General features: G+C 62.7%; 15 protein-coding genes. 12 read left to right on the top strand and 3 right to left on the bottom strand.

Going from position 1 to position 16,455, the window contains the following annotated elements:
- The first annotated feature begins 132 nt into the window (after window positions 1-132).
- From fliQ to SH809_00985, 11 genes are all read left to right on the top strand, one after another.
- Window positions 133-402 carry a flagellar biosynthesis protein FliQ gene (fliQ, locus tag SH809_01035; GenBank protein ID MDZ4698261.1) on the top strand — a complete coding sequence of 90 codons (270 nt, stop codon included), beginning with the start codon at window positions 133-135 and terminating at the stop codon, window positions 400-402.
- A gap of 153 nt (window positions 403-555) precedes the next feature.
- Window positions 556-1,332, top strand: a complete 777-nt coding sequence (fliR, locus tag SH809_01030; protein MDZ4698260.1) for a flagellar biosynthetic protein FliR — start codon at window positions 556-558, stop codon at window positions 1,330-1,332.
- Window positions 1,333-1,447: 115 nt separating this feature from the next.
- Complete coding sequence (gene flhB, locus SH809_01025; protein MDZ4698259.1) at window positions 1,448-2,524, top strand: flagellar biosynthesis protein FlhB; 1,077 nt, start codon at window positions 1,448-1,450, stop codon at window positions 2,522-2,524.
- A 56-nt stretch (window positions 2,525-2,580) separates the two neighbouring features.
- A complete protein-coding gene (gene flhA / locus SH809_01020) occupies window positions 2,581-4,680 on the top strand; it encodes a flagellar biosynthesis protein FlhA (GenBank protein MDZ4698258.1) in 2,100 nt (699 codons plus the stop codon).
- A 71-nt stretch (window positions 4,681-4,751) separates the two neighbouring features.
- The gene (locus tag SH809_01015) at window positions 4,752-6,146 is read left to right on the top strand and encodes a flagellar biosynthesis protein FlhF (protein MDZ4698257.1); all 1,395 of its coding nucleotides are present in this window, start codon (window positions 4,752-4,754) and stop codon (window positions 6,144-6,146) included.
- 154 nt (window positions 6,147-6,300) lie between these two features.
- On the top strand, window positions 6,301-7,074 hold the full coding sequence (locus tag SH809_01010; GenBank protein ID MDZ4698256.1) for a P-loop NTPase: 774 nt from the start codon (window positions 6,301-6,303) through the stop codon (window positions 7,072-7,074).
- A 108-nt stretch (window positions 7,075-7,182) separates the two neighbouring features.
- A complete protein-coding gene (locus tag SH809_01005) occupies window positions 7,183-7,419 on the top strand; it encodes a hypothetical protein (protein ID MDZ4698255.1) in 237 nt (78 codons plus the stop codon).
- Window positions 7,420-7,492: 73 nt separating this feature from the next.
- Complete coding sequence (locus SH809_01000; protein MDZ4698254.1) at window positions 7,493-8,254, top strand: FliA/WhiG family RNA polymerase sigma factor; 762 nt, start codon at window positions 7,493-7,495, stop codon at window positions 8,252-8,254.
- 273 nt (window positions 8,255-8,527) lie between these two features.
- Window positions 8,528-10,618, top strand: coding sequence for a peptidylprolyl isomerase (locus tag SH809_00995; protein ID MDZ4698253.1), 2,091 nt, complete (start codon window positions 8,528-8,530; stop codon window positions 10,616-10,618).
- A 77-nt stretch (window positions 10,619-10,695) separates the two neighbouring features.
- Window positions 10,696-10,878, top strand: coding sequence for a hypothetical protein (locus SH809_00990; protein MDZ4698252.1), 183 nt, complete (start codon window positions 10,696-10,698; stop codon window positions 10,876-10,878).
- Window positions 10,875-12,194, top strand: a complete 1,320-nt coding sequence (locus SH809_00985) for a M28 family peptidase (protein MDZ4698251.1) — start codon at window positions 10,875-10,877, stop codon at window positions 12,192-12,194. Before SH809_00990 ends, SH809_00985 begins: the two co-directional genes overlap by 4 nt.
- 4 nt (window positions 12,195-12,198) lie before the next feature.
- Here SH809_00985 and dapF read toward each other — a convergent pair whose 3' ends face one another.
- Window positions 12,199-13,065, bottom strand: coding sequence for a diaminopimelate epimerase (dapF, locus tag SH809_00980; GenBank protein ID MDZ4698250.1), 867 nt, complete (start codon window positions 13,063-13,065; stop codon window positions 12,199-12,201).
- Between the two features lie 279 nt (window positions 13,066-13,344).
- Here dapF and SH809_00975 point away from each other — a divergent pair, with 279 nt between their 5' ends.
- Window positions 13,345-14,328 (top strand): PhoH family protein, encoded by a 984-nt coding sequence (locus SH809_00975; protein MDZ4698249.1) that lies wholly within the window; start codon window positions 13,345-13,347, stop codon window positions 14,326-14,328.
- Between the two features lie 27 nt (window positions 14,329-14,355).
- Here the strand turns inward: SH809_00975 and SH809_00970 are convergent, their stop codons facing one another.
- On the bottom strand, window positions 14,356-15,378 hold the full coding sequence (locus tag SH809_00970; protein ID MDZ4698248.1) for a WG repeat-containing protein: 1,023 nt from the start codon (window positions 15,376-15,378) through the stop codon (window positions 14,356-14,358).
- Between the two features lie 154 nt (window positions 15,379-15,532).
- Window positions 15,533-16,399, bottom strand: a complete 867-nt coding sequence (panC, locus tag SH809_00965; protein MDZ4698247.1) for a pantoate--beta-alanine ligase — start codon at window positions 16,397-16,399, stop codon at window positions 15,533-15,535.
- Between the last annotated feature and the right edge of the window lie 56 nt (window positions 16,400-16,455).

Below are 16,455 nucleotides of genomic sequence, written 5' to 3'. Positions count from 1 at the left end.
TGAAAAGTGAAAAGTGAAAAGTGAAAAGTGAAAAGTGAAAAGTGAAAAGTGAAAAGTGAAAAGTGAAAAGTGAAAAGTGAAAAGTGAAAAGTGAACGGTTGAACATTAAACCTTGAATATTAAACCAACCAGATGAACACCGACGTCGCGCTATTCTGGGTGCAGGAGGCTATCCGTACCGCTTTGATGATCATCGCGCCCTTGCTGGGCACGGCGCTCGTCGTGGGGCTACTGGTAAGCCTGTTTCAGGCCATGACCTCGATCCAGGAGATGACCCTCTCGTTCATCCCGAAGATCCTCGCCATCGCCGTCGTGCTGCTGTTACTGGCGCCCTGGATGCTGGAGATGCTGACCGACTTCACGACGCATGTAATGCAATTCATCCCCCAGGTCTCGCGGTGACAATCGTCACAATCATGCACGGACTTGTTTCACGGTACTAATCGATGGTACGGGGGGCTTGCATGGAGACGCAATGTGTTGCGTCTCCACGGTTTTTTAAACCGGCATTATTACCCGTTTGTGGCCGTTAATCGCTAATCGCTAATCGCCATTTTGTCCATCCTCGATCCGCATTACCTGCTGTACATCTTCCTGGTGTTCGTACGGATCGCCGGCTTGCTCATGGCTTCGCCCTTTTTCGAGCAGCCGTTTATACCGGTGCGGGTGAAAGTGATGCTCGCCATCACGATGGCGTACGGTCTGGCCGGCATCGTGCCGATGCCCGAGGGGCTGACGCCGACGGTGCCTATCGCGCTCGCGTATTACGTGATCGTGGAGGCGCTTACGGGGGCGGTGCTCGGGCTCGCGGCGCGGTTCATCTTTTTTGCGATCCGGTTTGCCGGCGACTTCATCGGCTTTCAGATGGCGTTCAGCATCTCGCAGGTCATCAGCCCGGCGGATGGCCAGGCGTCGAACCCGATCAGCAACCTGTTGACGATGCTCACCCTACTGCTTTTCCTGATCCTGGACGGGCATCATCAGGTGATCAGGGCGCTAAATGCGTCCTTCTACGTGGTGCCGCTCGCCGGCGCGGACTTGCACCTGGCCGGCCCGGTGATGATGTCGTGGACGGGCGATCTGTTTGTGACGGCGCTGCGGCTCGCGGCGCCGTTTATGCTCACCATCTTCCTGGTGGACATGACGCTGGGGATCTTCGCCCGCGTGGCTCCGCAGACCGAGATCTTCTCCCTGAGCCTTTCGCTCAAGCTGCTGGTCGGCCTCGCGATCACCTTTTTCTACGTCCAGCATTTCCTCCCCATCGTCCCCGAGCTCTTCGTGCAGATGGTGGAGGACATGTCCGCTATGATCGAGGCCATCGCTCCCCGATAAGGCTTGACACGCGGCAGATGACGCGTCACGCCAAGCCGGAAAAAAGGGTTTGGCACGAGATGCATTTTTTCCGGTTCGCCGGCTCACGACGCTTCCTTATCCAGGTCTTCCGACGATGGCAGAAAAAGACGAACGCACAGAGGACCCCACATCAAAACGGAAGTCCGACTCCCGCAGCCAGGGCCAGGTCTTCAAGTCGCAGGAGGTGCTGTCGGTCGGCATGTTGCTGATCGGCATCAGCGTGCTTGCAGGCGGCGCCGGCTGGGGCTTCGAGCGGATGCAGAATATCATGTCCGACCTGCTTTTTGCGTCCAGCCAGACGAGCCTGGACAGCGCCTCGGTCCAGAGCCTCTTTCGCGATTTGATCCTGCGTACAGGCGCGATCATTCTCCCGTTCCTACTCATCCTGATGGCGACGGGGGTCGTACTCAACATCGCCCAATCCGGATGGAACTTTACCGCCAAGCCGCTGGCCCCAAAATTAAAGAAGGTCAGCATCATCAACGGCGCGAAGCGCATCTTCTCGAAGACCGGGCTTTTCAACTTCTTCAAGTCGTTCCTCAAAATTGCCATCGTCGGCCCGATCGCCTACTTCCACATCGAAGGCCTGTTTCCCCATATTCTGTTACTACACACCCTGCCGCTGCCGGCCATCTTCAGCGCGGCGGCTGTCTGGATCATGGGCCTGTTTTTTAAGATCATCTCGATGCTCGTCGTGCTGAGCATAATCGATGTCGCCTACGAGCGGTTCAAATTCAAGGAGAACCTGAAGATGTCCAAGCAGGAAGTGAAGGACGAGCGGAAGCAATCCGAGGGGGATCCGAAGGTCAAGAAGCAGCGCTACAAGCTGGCCATGAAACTGCTACGCCGGCCGCGGCTGGACCACGCCGTGAGCAAGGCGGATGTGGTGATCACGAACCCGACGCACTACGCGGTGGCGCTCCGGTACGACCCCGGCGTGGCGCCGGCGCCGCAGGTGCTCGTGAAGGGGATCCGCAAACGGGCGCTCCGCATCCGCGACCTGGCCATCGCTGAGGGCATCCCGGTGATCGAAGAGCCGCCGTTGGCCCGCGCTTTGTATCGCAGCGTTCCAGAAGAACACATCATACCCGAGGACCTGTACCCGGCCGTCGCGACGATCCTCGCTTCCATCTACCGGAAGCGTAAGGGCGGCGTCCCGAAAGCAGGATGACAACGCCTCTCTAACGCACGCCGGGCGCACGCCGCTCGCCGACAACTCCAATCCCCGTGGCACGTCTACTTCCTTCCGGCTCGCCCACCCTCGAGGCACCGCCGGCATTCAAGCTGTTCAACGGCGAAGGCCTGATGGCCGTCACGATGATCATGATTCTGTTCGTGATGGTCGTGCCCTTGCCGGGCTTCGTGTTGGACATGCTGCTCGCGACGAACATCGCCCTGAGCATTGGCATCTTGCTCACGGCGTTTTACGCCGTCCGGCCGCTGGAATTCGCGATCTTCCCGGGCTTGTTGTTGATGACGACGCTCTTCCGGCTGTCGCTGAACGTCGCCTCCACCCGCCTCATCCTGAGCGAGGGCGAGGCCGGCCAGCTGATCACCGCCTTCGGCCAGTTCGTCGTCGCGGGCAACTACGTCGTCGGCGCGATCATCTTCCTGGTGTTGGTGATCATCAACTTCGTCGTCATCACAAAAGGCTCGGGCCGTATCGCGGAGGTGGGCGCACGCTTCACCCTGGACGCCATGCCCGGCAAGCAGATGGCGATCGACGCCGAGTTAAACGCCGGCCTGATCGACGAAACCGAGGCCCGGCAGCGGCGCGAGGAGGTCTCCCGCGAGGCCGACTTCTACGGCGCGATGGACGGCGCGAGCAAGTTCGTCCGCGGCGACGCGGTCGCCGGTCTGATCATCACCGCAATCAACATCGTCGGCGGCCTGATCGTCGGCATGCTCCAACAGGGCATGTCCTTTACCGATGCCGCCGAGACCTTCGTGCTGCTTTCGATCGGCGACGGCCTCGTCGCCCAGATCCCCTCGCTGCTCATCTCGACATCGGCCGGTCTCATCGTCTCCCGCGCCAGCAACGCCTCGAACTGGGCAAGTGAGTTCAAGACACAGCTCTTCAACAAGCCCCATCCGATCCTCATCACCGGTCTGTTTCTGGCCGCGCTCGGCCTCGTCCCCGGCCTGCCGTTGTTGCCGTTCTGGCTGCTGGCCGGCGCCATGGTGCTCCTGGGCCGCCACCGGATCGTCGAGGATCTCCGCAGCGCCGACGAGCACGCCACGCTGGCCGGCGCGCCGGCGCCGAGCGAGATGCCCGATACCGCGACCGACCTGTTGCTTGTGGATCCGCTCGAACTCGAAATAGGCTACGCGCTCATCTCGATCGTCGACCCCAATCAACAGGGCGACTTGCTGGACCGGGTGCGGATGCTGCGTCAGCAGCTGGCGCTCGAGCTGGGCATCGTCATCCCGCCCGTGCGCATCCGCGACAACGTCAGCATGGGCGCCAACCAGTACGCCATCAAGCTGCGCGGCAACCCGATCGGCGAAGGCGAGATCATGCCGGGGTATTACCTCGCGCTGTTGCCCGACGACATCAAGAACCCGCCGTCCGGCATCAAGGTCAAGGACCCCACGTTCGGGCTCCCGGCCCTGTGGATCGCCGAACGCAACCTGCCGGAGGCCGAACGCCTCGGGCTGACGGTGGTCGAGGGGCCGGCCGTGATCACCACGCACCTGCTGGAGGTACTCCGCAAAAACGCCTACCGGTTGCTCGACCGGCAGGAGGTGAAGAAGCTGGTGGACAAGGTTTCCGAAACGGCGCCGGCACTGGTGGAAGAGTTGTCGCCCAACCTGCTGTCCGTGGGCGCCATCCAGAAAGTCTTGAAGCGGTTGTTGCAGGAAACGGTGCCCATCCGGGACCTCGTCACGATCCTCGAATCGCTGGCGGACCACGCAACACTCACCAAAAACATCGATGTGCTCACCGAATACGCCCGCGCGGCGTTGTCGGCGACGATCAGCCGGCAATACGCCGGCACGGACGGTACGCTCCACGCGATCGTGCTGGCCCCCGAATTGGAACAACTGTTGCTCGAAAAGGCCCAACAGGGCGAGCTAAATCCGAGCACGCTCGGGCTGCAACAGGCCGAGATGGAACGCCTCGTCAAAGAGGCCGATCGGCTGACCAAAAAGCTTATCAGTAACGCCCGCGCGCCGGTGCTCCTCACGTCGCCCGTGCTTCGCGCCACGCTGTTCAACTTCCTCTCGCCCATGCTGGCGGACATCACGGTATTGTCGTACAACGACCTGATCCCCAGCATCTCGGTAGAGGTCATCGAGCCACTCAAATTGAAGCAACTGGCCTGATCCCGTCTGGCGGGTACCGACCGGTCATTTCACTACGCTAGTCTTTTTTCCACATTAGGATTTCGCCGTACATGAAAGTCAAAACACTCACCGGCACCAGCATCCATGCGGCGCTGATCGAAGCGCGTCGGTTGCTGGGCGACGACGTGGTGCTTCTCGAATCCATTCCCGCCGAGGGCGACACCCCGGCGCGCATCACTGTGATGGTCGATGTGCCGGCCAATCTGAACGCCGGCCGTAGGCTGCCTCAGCAGACGCCGGCGAAACCGCTCGCCGAACCCGCGGCGGCGGGGTATGGCTACGCTCGGACACAGAACCGGACACAGAACCGGACACAGCCCCGGCCGCGCGCCGTCGAACAGCCGCAGCACGCCCATGCCGGAGGCGCAGCGACATCCGACGCCGGGTTATTCTCCTACGATCTACCGCCGACGACCCGCCCACCCGCCGAACAGCGAGCCGTCGTGCCCGCCACGGGCGGCGGTCCAGCCGCCGGGCGCAACCGGCTCTATACCGGCACGATGCCCTCGGGGTCGAACATGCCGCAGCCGGCGCAGGCCCTCGTGCCCACGCTGCCCGAGCGGCTCGAAGAGTTGCTCGAGGCCCAGCTCCGTGTCCTGCACGAACGGCTGGATATGCTGGATCGGCGCTTCGAGAGCTCGATCATCGGCGCCGGCCAACGCTGGATGGCCAACGTGTATTACGCGAAGCTGCTCCGCCAGGGCATGCGCCCCTCCACCGTGACCCGCCTGTTCGACGCGCTCATCACCCGCGGGTACGAGCCCGATGGGGATCGAGAGAAGGTCCGCTGGGCGCTCGCCCAGGAGATTCGCCTCGCGCTCGAGCCCACCGTCTCCAAGCGGTACAACGGCCCCCTGATGATGATCGGGCCGAGCGGCGCCGGCAAGACCACGACCCTGCTCAAACTGGCCAAACATCCCAGCTTTTTTGGCCGGCATCACACGACGGTGATCTCGATCATGCCGGAGGACGACCGCGCCCTGCCGTACCTCAACCCGACCGACTACTTTCGGCAGTTCGGCATTCCCGTCCAGAGCGTGCGCACTCCCGAGGAGATGATCCAGGCCCTGGACCGCGCCCAGACCTTCGAAAAAGTACTCATCGACACCCCCCCGCTGCCGGTCCACGAAGCCGCCGCCCGTAAGACGCTCCAGCACCTCAAACGGCTCGTCGAGCCGCTGATGCCGCTTCAAGTGCATCTGGTGCTCAACGCCACGCGGGCGCTGGAGGACTTCGACCCCGACTACCTCAAGCGGATGCCCCTCCAGCCGGACGCCGTGGCGCTCACGCACCTCGACGAGACACGGAGCTGGGGCCGCATCGCCGAATGGATGATCCAGATCCAACTTCCCGTTCAGTTCGCCTCCTCGAGCCCGCGCATCCCAGATGGGGTCGGCGCGTTTTCGCCGAGCTGGTTTGTCGAGGAGATGATGCAGCTGATGTAGGTTGCAGGTTCCAGGTTGCAGGTTCCAGGTATTTAAATGACGTTACGCAGCGGCGGCCAGAAACGGGTAAAAACGCCGGTTTCCAAACCGTAGAGACGCAAAACGTTGCGTCTCCTCGCAGACCCGGCGTAACGCCAGTATTTAATAGCAATTCATGAAACGTACTTCAACGATTATCGCCGTCGCCAGCGGGAAAGGCGGGGTCGGCAAAAGCATCGTCAGCGTCAACCTCGCGGAGACCCTCGCGGCCGAGGGGCATCAGGTGGCGCTGATCGATGTAGACCTCGGCCAGGGAGCGTGTGCGCTGCTGCTCAACGAGCAGCCGGCCGGGAGCGTCATCGACCTCGTCCGCAAGACCACCCGGAAGGAGCAGGTGCTTCATCGCACCGCCGCCGGCATCACCTTGATCATGGGCGCCGCCGAGGCGGGGCGAACCGAGACCCGCGAGGGCCGGCTGTTCGACGCGCTGGACGAACTCATTCACGAGCTCCGGCAGGACCACGCCTTCATCATTCTGGACGCCCCCGCCGGCACCGAAGGCGCCGTGCGCTGGGCCATGGACCGCGCCGACGTGGGCATGCTCGTCCTCGTGGGCGAGCCCACCGCCATCTCCGACGCCTACCGGCTGGCGCGGATGATCTGGGAATTCGACCCGGACTATCCGATGTGCGCGGTCGTCAACTTCGCCGACTCCGAGGAGGACGCCACCAGCGTCGCCGATCGATTTGGGAAGGTGACGCGTCACTTCACCGGCCGGGCAACTAATTACTTGGGTTGGGTACCTTTTTCCCCGCTCATCCGACGCTCGGTGTCCGTCCAGGAGCCGGCCGTACGCACGCCCGGCCCGGTTCAAGAAGCCTTTCGCACCATGTGCCACAACCTCGTGAAGGGGCGGCAGCTAGCGCTCGAGCCGATCAGCTTCAACTGAACGCGTGGGACGCCGGCGGCGTGACACATTCGCCACATGCATCCCTCATCCGCTGGCACACATCTTGTCTTTTTCCAGCACATCACCTTCTCGTCTATCCTACGAACGATGCAAGCCCTTTTCATCCAACTCAGCGGCCTCGTCGGCGTGGTCAGTTTCTTGAATCTGATCTGGAACAACGCTTCGATAGAACGCACCCTCTTCGTGAGCGTGGGCCTGGGCGCCCTGGTGTATTTGATCCTCACGATCGGCGGTAGCCTCATCCAGCGCATCCTCCTCTCGATCCCGGCAACTGCACAGACCGAAGACGCCAGAGTGTCCTCCGAGACCGTGAGCGAGCGATGAGCCGCATCCGTCCGACCCGTGACACGCTGAGCCCACTGCCCTTTTCTCGCCGCCGATATCCGTATACGTCCCCATGACGCACGACCTTCAAAGCCTCGCCGCACTCCATGCCGCCGCGCCGACTCCAAAGAATCGGGAAGCCGTCGTGATCGCCGCGATCCCCCTGGTCCGTTCACTCGTTGGCCGGCTCAGCATCCCCGATCATCCACTGGCCTCGCGAGAGGACCTGGAAAATGTCGGCCTGCTGGGGCTGCTCCAGGCGCTGGACGGGTATGACCCCGAGCGCGGCACCCCTTTCGTTTCCTATGCCTATGGCCGCATCCGGGGGGCGCTGGTGGACTATCTCCGCTCCATCGACGCCCTGCCCCGCGAACGCCGGCGCCAGCTCGCCGAAGCCCAACAGGCCGTCGAAACCCTGCGCCAATCCCTCGGCGCCGAACCACACGATCATGAGGTGGCCGAGTACCTCGGGCTCACCTTGCCCGACTACCATACCCTCCTCACCGACGCCCAGTGCCGCTTCGCGCTCTCGCTCTACGACACCGCCAGCAGCGAGGGCGAACAAACCGTCGTGGAGACGCTCCCCAACGACGATGCCATGATCGCCTTCGACCGGATCGAGAAGGCATCGCTCCATGCCTACCTCAGCACGCTCATCAAAGAACTCCCCGAACGCGAACAGACGATCCTCGCCCTGTATTACTTCGAAAGCCTCACGTTGCGTGAAATCGCAGAGCTGCTCAGCCTCACCGAAGCCCGCATCTCGCAGATCCTGGGTAAGGTGCTCGCCACGCTCCGTAACCACCTCGCCAACAGCAAGTCGCTCGTAAGCTGAGCCTCCCGGAGCCTCGGCGGATGCTTCGCACCAATTCTTCAGGGCTTCGCCGGCCGCTTTCGAACAAAACGGCAGTCGCGTAGTAGTAGCCCGCTCGAAATTCGACGCTACTAAACGGCCCCCTTGTCGCCACCCCTGTGCGGCGAGGAGCCGGAAGATTGTTTCACCCCACGTAGCGGCCATCCAGCACGCGGTTCAGGCCGTGCACCGGGACGGTACCGGCAGCAGGCCCTGTTCGCGACCAATCCTTAGCGGCAAGCGTATTTTATGGGAATGATGAACAAAATGAGGGAGAACACGAAGTATGTGTTGTACTTCCTCGTCATCTCATTCGGTGTGTTGTGGATGTTGCAAGATACCGGAATGTTCGACGTCGTCGGGACGGCCGGGACTGACATCATCGTCGTGGACGGCGAGGTGATCAGTTACGAGCAATACAGCAACGTGCTCAACAACCAGCTCGATAGCTACCAGCGCAGCAACGGGGAAAGCATGTCGCCCCAGATGCTGGATAATACGCGGGACATGGTCTACAATCAGCTTGTGGACGGCCTGCTGATCGAGAAGGAGATGGACCGGCTCGGGATCACCGTGACCGACGAAGAGCTGTACGACCTGGTGCTGGGCGACAACCCGCATCCGATGGTCGCCAGCACGCCGGCCTTCAGCGACGGCCAGGGCGGCGTGGACCGCAACCTGATCCGCAGCTATCTGGAAGATGTGGAGGCCAGCCAGAGCTGGATCGTGTTCGAGGAGCAGCTGCGCGACGTGCGCCGGCGTGAGAAGCTGCAGAAGTTGATGGAAGCCACCGTCCATATCTCCAACCAGGATGTAGAGGAAGAGTATCAGCGCCGCAACCGCAAGGTGAACGCCCGCTACCTCGCCCTACGTTACGCCGCGGTGCCAGATGACTCGATCGCCTTCGCCGATCGTGATATCCGCAGCTTCTACGACGCCAACCGCGAGGAATTCAAACGCAAGCAGGCCTATACGCTCAAGTACGTGAGCATCCCACGGGCCCCTTCGAAGGAAGACACCCTCGCGATCCTGACCGAGCTCGAGCAGCTCAAGACGACCTTTGCGGCAGCCGAAGACGACTCGCTCTTCCTCGCCCGTCATGTCTCCGACCTGCCCTATACAAGCGCCTTCTTCAAAGCGGACGATCTAGAAAAAGAGGTCTCCGCGCTGGTGTATGATGACCTCACGCCCGGCCGCATCGTCGGGCCGCTGCTCGTGGGCGATTCGTATCGGATCATCAAGATCCAGGAGACGGCCCCGAGCGAAGAAACCGTCGTCCGCGCCCGCCACATCCTCTTCCGCACCTCCGGCGCAGACGATGCCGCCAATGCGGCAACCCGTCAGCAAGCCATCGAAGTGCGGGATCGCATCCGCAATGGGGAAGACTTCGCGACGATGGCCCGGCTCTTCAGCAGCGACAACTCGAACTCGAACGCCGGCGGCGATCTCGGCTGGTTCGGTCGCGGCGCCATGGTCGAGCCCTTCGAAAACGCGGTCTTCGCCGCCACTGTCGGCCAGGTGGTCGGCCCCGTCGAGACGTCTTTCGGGCTCCACCTCATCGAGGTCACCCAGCGCAGCGAGCAGGATGTGCGGCTGGCCGTATATGCCCAGCGCGTCACCCCGAGCATCGACACTGAAACCGCTATCGTCGAACGCCTGGACGACTTGCTGTATTTTGCCACCGAAAGCGGTGACTTCGCCGTTGAAGCGGAAAGCCGCGGCCTGACGGTCAGCGAGGTGCAGGTTCAGAAAGACCAGGCCTGCATCCCCGGTCTCGGCAACAGCCGGATGCTGCACAACCTCATGGAAGCCGGCCGGCTCGAAGCGTACAGCGAAGTCGTCGAACTAGACAACAGCTTCGTCCTCGCGCAGCTCGTCGATATCCTGCCTGAAGGCTACCGCTCGTTTGATGAGGTAAAGGCCGAAATCGAACCCCGCGCCCGGCTGGCTCGGAAAGAGGATATCCAGTTCCAGAAACTGTCGGATGCCGTATCGCAACACGGCTTCGAAGGCGCCGCCGGCCCGCTCAACACCACGCACCGCGTGGCGTCGCTGGTCACCTATGCGACACGCGCCGTCAGCGAACTGGGCAACGACCTCGCGTTTAAAGGCCTTGTGCTTGCCATGGACCAGGGAAAGGTATCGGAAGTGACCCGGGGCGCCAACGCAGCCTTCATCGTACAGGCCACGGAAGTCGTGGTCCCGCCGGCCATCTCGGAAGCCGAACGCGAACGCCTGCGCAACGAACTGCTCATGCAGCGCCGTCAGCAGGTCACCACCGAATGGCTGACCGCACTCCGCGACCAGGCGGATATCGAAGACCGCCGCCGGCTCTTTCTACAGTAAAAGGGTTTAAGGATTAAGGTTCGAGGTTTAAGGTACTGCCCCTTGAACCTCGAACCTTAATCCTCAAACCCTTCGCCATGTCCAGATTTACCCTCCTGCTTCTCCTCCTCGCCGCCTGCTCTTCCGCCGCTCCACAACGGGAGCCCGCGTCCTACGCCGTCGTGAAAGCCCGCATCTGGACGGGCAACCCGGCTCAAAAGTGGGTCGAAGCCCTGCGAGTAGAGGGCGGCCGGATCGTCTACTCCGCCGAAACCCCATGAGGCGGATCCTGCTCCTGGCGCTCGTGCTGATGGCCCACACGGCGAACGCCCAGTCGTGGCTGGATGCCGCCATGCGCGATGTGGATACCCTGGCGTCCCCGGTGATGGCGGGCCGCGGGTATGAGGGTGATGGCCACCTCCGCGCCGCCGCCTACATCGAGTCGGCGTTTCGCGAGGCCGGCCTGCAGCCCACCGGCGCCGGCTACCGGCAGCCGTTTACCTTCACGGTCGACCTCGTTCGTGGGACGCCTGAGTTGCACCTGAACGGGCGGTCGATCCCACCGGGCCGCGGCTTTTTACCCATCGCCTCCAGCCCCTCGGCTTCGTATGCGGGCGACGCCCGACTGGTGCGAGCCGGCGCCGGGCTCTACGCCCCAGAGGCCGGCATCAACGACTATGCGGGGGTGGATGCCGCCGGCGCTATCGTGGTGTTGGAAGAAGCACTCCCCACGCCGGCGCCCGAGGGGATGCCGCCGGCGGCCCGCACCCTGCTCTACCGTGTGGAGGCCGCGGCCGCCATGGGCGCGCGCGCCGTCTTCTTCCTGAGCGAGACCTTATCCCACGGTCCCTTTCCGCAGAACACCTCCATTCCCGGCTTCCTCATCCAGCGCGGCTACTGGCCCGAAGTGGGAATCGAAGGATCGCGTGATGTCGCTTATACCCTCACGACCGCTCAGGATGTGCCCACCGAGACGCACAACGTCGTCGCCTTTTTGCCCGGGACAGAGCTACCCGATCGGTACCTCCTCGTGACAGCGCATTTCGATCATGTCGGCCAACTCGGTCCTCAGGTGTACTTTCCTGGCGCCAACGACAATGCGAGCGGCGTGGCCATGATACTGAGTCTGGCGCGCCATTTCGCGCGAGAGCCGTTGCGTCGCTCCCTCCTCTTCGTGGCCTTTTCCGGCGAGGAACAGGGATTGATCGGCTCCCGCGTGATGGCGGCGGAGCCCCCCGTCCCGCTCACTTCGATCGACTTTCTGCTCAACATGGACATGGTGGCCTCGGGGCAGGACGGCGTGATGGCCGTGGGCGGCGCCGATTTCCCGGATGCCTTTGCGCTGCTTACGGCGTCCGCCTCCACGGGGGACGCTTCGGGCAACGTCGGACGGATCGGCAAACGGCCTAATGCGCCCAACAGTGATCACTACCCCTTCCTGATGGCCGGCGTGCCCGGGTTCTTCCTCTATACCAACCGCGGCACCCAGCCCTACCACAGCGTGGACGACGTGCCGGAGACGCTCGAGTGGGACGACTTCGAGGCCGTTTTCGAGCTCTCCAGGGCCTTTCTGCGCCGGTTCGACGCCGGCGATTGACGCGTCACACCTCCAGCGTGCCGCGATAGACCACATCCGCCGGCCCTTCCAGGTACAGGTCCCGCACCTCGCTGGCCTCCAGTTGAAACCCCACCCGGAGCACCCCGCCCGGCATCGTCACCTCCACCTCGTCGGTATCGATACGCGTTTCGAGGCGCGCCACGACGGCAGAGGCCATGGCGCCCGTGCCGCATGCCAGGGTTTCCGCCTCCACCCCTTTTTCGTGGGTGCGGACGGTGATCCGGGCGGGATGGCCCGCCCCGCCGCGGTCGTCAACCTGGACGAAGTTCACGTTGGCGCCCGCCGGCTGCAGGGCCGGGTCTTTTCGTACGGCCGGGCCCCACCGCTCCACGGGAGCATGCGTCACCTCGTCCACGAAACACACCGCGTGCTCCGTCCCTGTCCAGATGAAATGGCAGGCGCCGGCGCTCCGCGCGCTCTCGGACGCCAGCCGGATGGCCCGGGAGAAGCGCTCGGGCGGGCGCACGAAGAGGCGGACGGGATCCGACGCGGCCGGCCCCGCGACGGCACGGTAGACGCCGGCGTCGGACTCGAACACCAGCGTCTCGTCCATCATCCCGGCCAGACGCGCGAACCGCACGAGGCACCGGGCGCCGTTGCCGCACATCGTCCCCAGACTGCCGTCGGCGTTGTAGTACCGCATCCTGAAATGCGCCTCCGGCCCTTCGGGAGTCGAAAACGCCAGGAGGCCATCCGCCCCCACCCCGGTGCGTCGCGGGCAGAAGCGACGGGCGAGATTGGACAATTCCTCGGCGTTGAAATAATAAAACCGATTATCGATCACGATAAAATCATTGCCGGCGCCGTTCATTTTGGTAAACTCCAGGACAAGCGCGCGTGGGGACGTCATACTGTTGATCGCTGAGTGCGGGTGGCGTATTGTGGAGGGGTCGTGAACATTGTGCCGGCTCGTGCCGTAGGCCATGCAGAAACCAGATATCCACCCGGCCAGTTAATGGGTGGAGCCAGGCTCTGCGAGCGGCGTGCGCGCATGCTGTCGGTTACATCGCGGTGCGTTACACGACCCAGCTTGTGATACGGCAAGGATAACAAGACACCTTTAACGAGGCGCTTGTACTTCAGAGCCGGTTATTGTCTCCCTTTACCTAACGTTTCGCCAATCGTCAATTTGACTGAAAAAAAACTGATTATCGACCGTGTCGAGCCGTTGTTGCTGTACGGCTTCAACGACACCCACCTGAGAAAGATTGAAGCGGCCTTTCCCAGCACCCAAATTACCGCGCGGGGCAACCAGGTGATGATGCGCGGTGCTACGAGCGATGTAGACCATGTCGAGCGTGTTTTGAACGAACTCGTTCTCGTGCTGAACAGGAACAAGCAACTCACTGACAACGATGTCGAGACCGTTCTGGCTGTGTCTACAAGCGGGGGGTCCTCCCTGCCGGCGGACACGCTCGCCGAGGATGTCGTGCTCTTTACGCCAAACGGCGGCGTAGTCAAAGCCAAGACCGCGAATCAGCGCAAGCTGGTGGCTGTGGCGCGGGACAACGACCTTGTGTTTGCCGTCGGGCCTGCCGGCACGGGTAAGACCTATACGGCCGTCGCCCTCGCCGTCGCGGCGCTCAAGACGCGTCAGGTGAAACGCATCGTGTTATGCCGGCCTGCCGTCGAAGCCGGCGAACGCCTCGGCTTCCTGCCCGGCGATTTCCGGGACAAGGTGGATCCTTACCTCCGCCCTCTGTACGACGCCCTCGAGGATATGCTCTCGCACGACAAGCTCGCCAATTACTTGGAGCAACACATCGTCGAGATCGTGCCGCTGGCGTACATGCGCGGGCGCACCCTCAACTCGGCATTTGTGATCCTGGATGAGGCACAAAACGCCACGCGTCAGCAGATGAAGATGTTTCTGACGCGGCTGGGCGCCAACAGCCGGGCGATCATCACGGGGGATGTGACGCAGACCGATCTGCCCAGCCTGGAACAGAGCGGACTTGTCCAGGCCCAGCGTATCCTGGAAGGAGTCGATGGCATCGCGTTCGTCCACTTCAATCGGACGGATGTCCTTCGCCATCGTCTCGTGAAGGACATCATCGACGCCTACGAGCGCCACGCGGAAACACAGCCTGTGCCGCCAAACGGCAGGCATTGAGGGTGTGCTGAACCCCGAGGGCAGGGCTCATTTCGGCCAGACCACGACGCCGGTTTTGTCGATGTAGGCGGTTTCCCCTTCGATCTGTACTCGGGCCAGGCCGCTGACGAAGCTCCAGGCCCGGCTGAAGCGGGGCTGGATGGCGTAGACGCCATCCGGCCCGATGAAGCCCCACAGGTTGCCGTAGCGGACCAGCGCGAGGCCTTCCGAGAAGTCGTTGGCGAAATCGAACTGTACGTCCACTGCCAGCTCGCCTTGTTTGTCCAGGAAGCCCCACAGACCTTCCTGGTAGACACGCGAGAATCCGCCGACGTAGCTAAACACCTGGCCGTACGGCGCTGTAAACAGGATGGCCCCGCTGCGATCGATAAAGGCATAACTTCCATCGACGTGCACCAGGCCCAGGCCTTCCGAGAAAGCCTTCGCCGCGTCGAAGCGCGGCTCGATGACGTAGACTCCGGCCGTATCGATATACCCCCAGCGCGAACCGGTTTTCACGAATACCACCTGCCGGCGTTCTTCGACCGGCGCCAGCCCTTCCGAATAACTCAGCGCGCTCTGGAATCGGGGAATGATGCGTTCAACCCCATCCACCCCGAGGTATCCCCACTGGGGCTTGGCCTTCCGCTTGCGAAGGATCGGCGCGACGCCATCGGAGAAATCGAGGTTCGCCAGGTACCTCTGCTTTGTAAGGGGTTCGCCGGCCTCATCGATAAAGAGCCACTGACCGCGGCTCGACACCCGTGCGAATCCTTCCGAGTACGGAAACACCTTTTCGTACATGGTCTCGACGACGATCTGCCCTTCTGTATCGATAAACCCCCAGAAGCCGCCCAGCTGGACGGGCGCCCGGCCATCCTGAAAATCGCTCGCCAGATCGTATCTCGGCTGGATGACCACATCGCCTGACGCGTTGATGAAGCCGTACGCGTCCCCTATGCGGGCTGGATATAGCGCCTGCGCGGCGACATCGGGAATGGAGAAGAGGCTGGCGATCAACACAAGAAGCCGGCAGAACGGGATCGACGGCATGAACGAATAACCCTGCATGCGTGCGCGTATCGAAAAGTGGGTGGGGAGAGCTTGCGGAGGCGAACCGTGGGGTGGACGCTGTATCTCCGTGGTGGTGGGCGACGTGGTCGCGGACCCAATGTAGGGCTTGCCGGATAAAAAAACCGCCCCATCCGCCGGAGACGCCAGCCTGTCAGCCCTGTGCGACAATGAAGGCGTTGTCGATCAACCGCGTTTTACCAAAAAACACAGCCACAGCCACCAGCACTTCCTGCCCTCGAGCGATCGTTTCCACAGGCTGTAGCGCGTCAGTGTCGACGATTTCGGCGTATTGCACCCGCGCATCGGGGGCTTCAGCGATCCGGCTGGCGAGCACCTCGCGCACGGCCGCGGCATCCGCGGCGCCGGCCTGAATCGCCGCCTCGGCTTCCTGAATCGCCCGATGGAGGATAGGCGCCTGGGCGCGTTCGGCCGGCGAGAGGTAGATGTTGCGCGACGAAGCCGCCAGCCCGTCGGCCTCGCGGTAGGTGGGTACGCCCAGGATGTCGACGCCGGTATTCAGATCGAAGAACATTCGCTTCAGGATGACAAACTGCTGGGCGTCCTTGAGGCCGAAGAGCGCCACGTGCGGCCGGCAGGCATTGACCAACTTGGTCACCACCGTTGTCACCCCCCGAAAATGGCCGTCGCGGTAGCGGCCGCAGAGGTGACGGCCGAGGTGGTCGGTCGTCACCCAGGTGAGTTGCCCGTGCGTGGGGTCGGGGTACATCGCACGGTCCGCCGGCAGGAATACCGCGTCCGCGCCCGACGCGCGAAGTTTGAGGAGGTCTTCATCGACCGGGCGGGGGTATTTGTCCAGGTCCTCCCCCGCGACAAACTGGGTGGGATTGACGTAGATCGACACCGCCACGTCGTCCGCCACCTCGCGGGCTTTCCGGACGAGCGAGAGGTGCCCCTCGTGGAGGGCGCCCATGGTGGGCACAAGCGCAAGCCGGCGGCCGGCGGCCCGTTGGGTATCCGCCCTGCGCTGCATTTCCGGCACGGTGGCGATCACTTCCATACAAACCTTGATCCTCAAACTTTGAAGCGTGAACCGATAAACTTGTCTGCGCTGGC

Source organism: Rhodothermales bacterium (assembly GCA_034439735.1).
In the GTDB taxonomy this organism is placed as follows: Bacteria; Bacteroidota; Rhodothermia; order Rhodothermales; family JAHQVL01; genus JAWKNW01.
This window is presented reverse-complemented; position numbering and strand designations above follow the sequence as displayed.

What these genes read in the sequence shown, in the direction of transcription:
- SH809_00995 (MDZ4698253.1), top strand. Translation starts at nt 8,528, where the DNA reads ATGATGAACAAAATGAGGGAGAACACGAAGTATGTGTTGTACTTCCTC.
- flhB (MDZ4698259.1), top strand. Translation starts at nt 1,448, where the DNA reads ATGGCAGAAAAAGACGAACGCACAGAGGACCCCACATCAAAACGGAAG.
- SH809_00985 (MDZ4698251.1), top strand. Translation starts at nt 10,875, where the DNA reads ATGAGGCGGATCCTGCTCCTGGCGCTCGTGCTGATGGCCCACACGGCG.
- SH809_00970 (MDZ4698248.1), bottom strand. Translation starts at nt 15,378, where the DNA reads ATGCAGGGTTATTCGTTCATGCCGTCGATCCCGTTCTGCCGGCTTCTT.
- SH809_01000 (MDZ4698254.1), top strand. Translation starts at nt 7,493, where the DNA reads ATGACGCACGACCTTCAAAGCCTCGCCGCACTCCATGCCGCCGCGCCG.
- SH809_01015 (MDZ4698257.1), top strand. Translation starts at nt 4,752, where the DNA reads ATGAAAGTCAAAACACTCACCGGCACCAGCATCCATGCGGCGCTGATC.
- panC (MDZ4698247.1), bottom strand. Translation starts at nt 16,399, where the DNA reads ATGGAAGTGATCGCCACCGTGCCGGAAATGCAGCGCAGGGCGGATACC.
- dapF (MDZ4698250.1), bottom strand. Translation starts at nt 13,065, where the DNA reads ATGACGTCCCCACGCGCGCTTGTCCTGGAGTTTACCAAAATGAACGGC.
- fliQ (MDZ4698261.1), top strand. Translation starts at nt 133, where the DNA reads ATGAACACCGACGTCGCGCTATTCTGGGTGCAGGAGGCTATCCGTACC.
- SH809_00990 (MDZ4698252.1), top strand. Translation starts at nt 10,696, where the DNA reads ATGTCCAGATTTACCCTCCTGCTTCTCCTCCTCGCCGCCTGCTCTTCC.
- SH809_01010 (MDZ4698256.1), top strand. Translation starts at nt 6,301, where the DNA reads ATGAAACGTACTTCAACGATTATCGCCGTCGCCAGCGGGAAAGGCGGG.
- SH809_01005 (MDZ4698255.1), top strand. Translation starts at nt 7,183, where the DNA reads ATGCAAGCCCTTTTCATCCAACTCAGCGGCCTCGTCGGCGTGGTCAGT.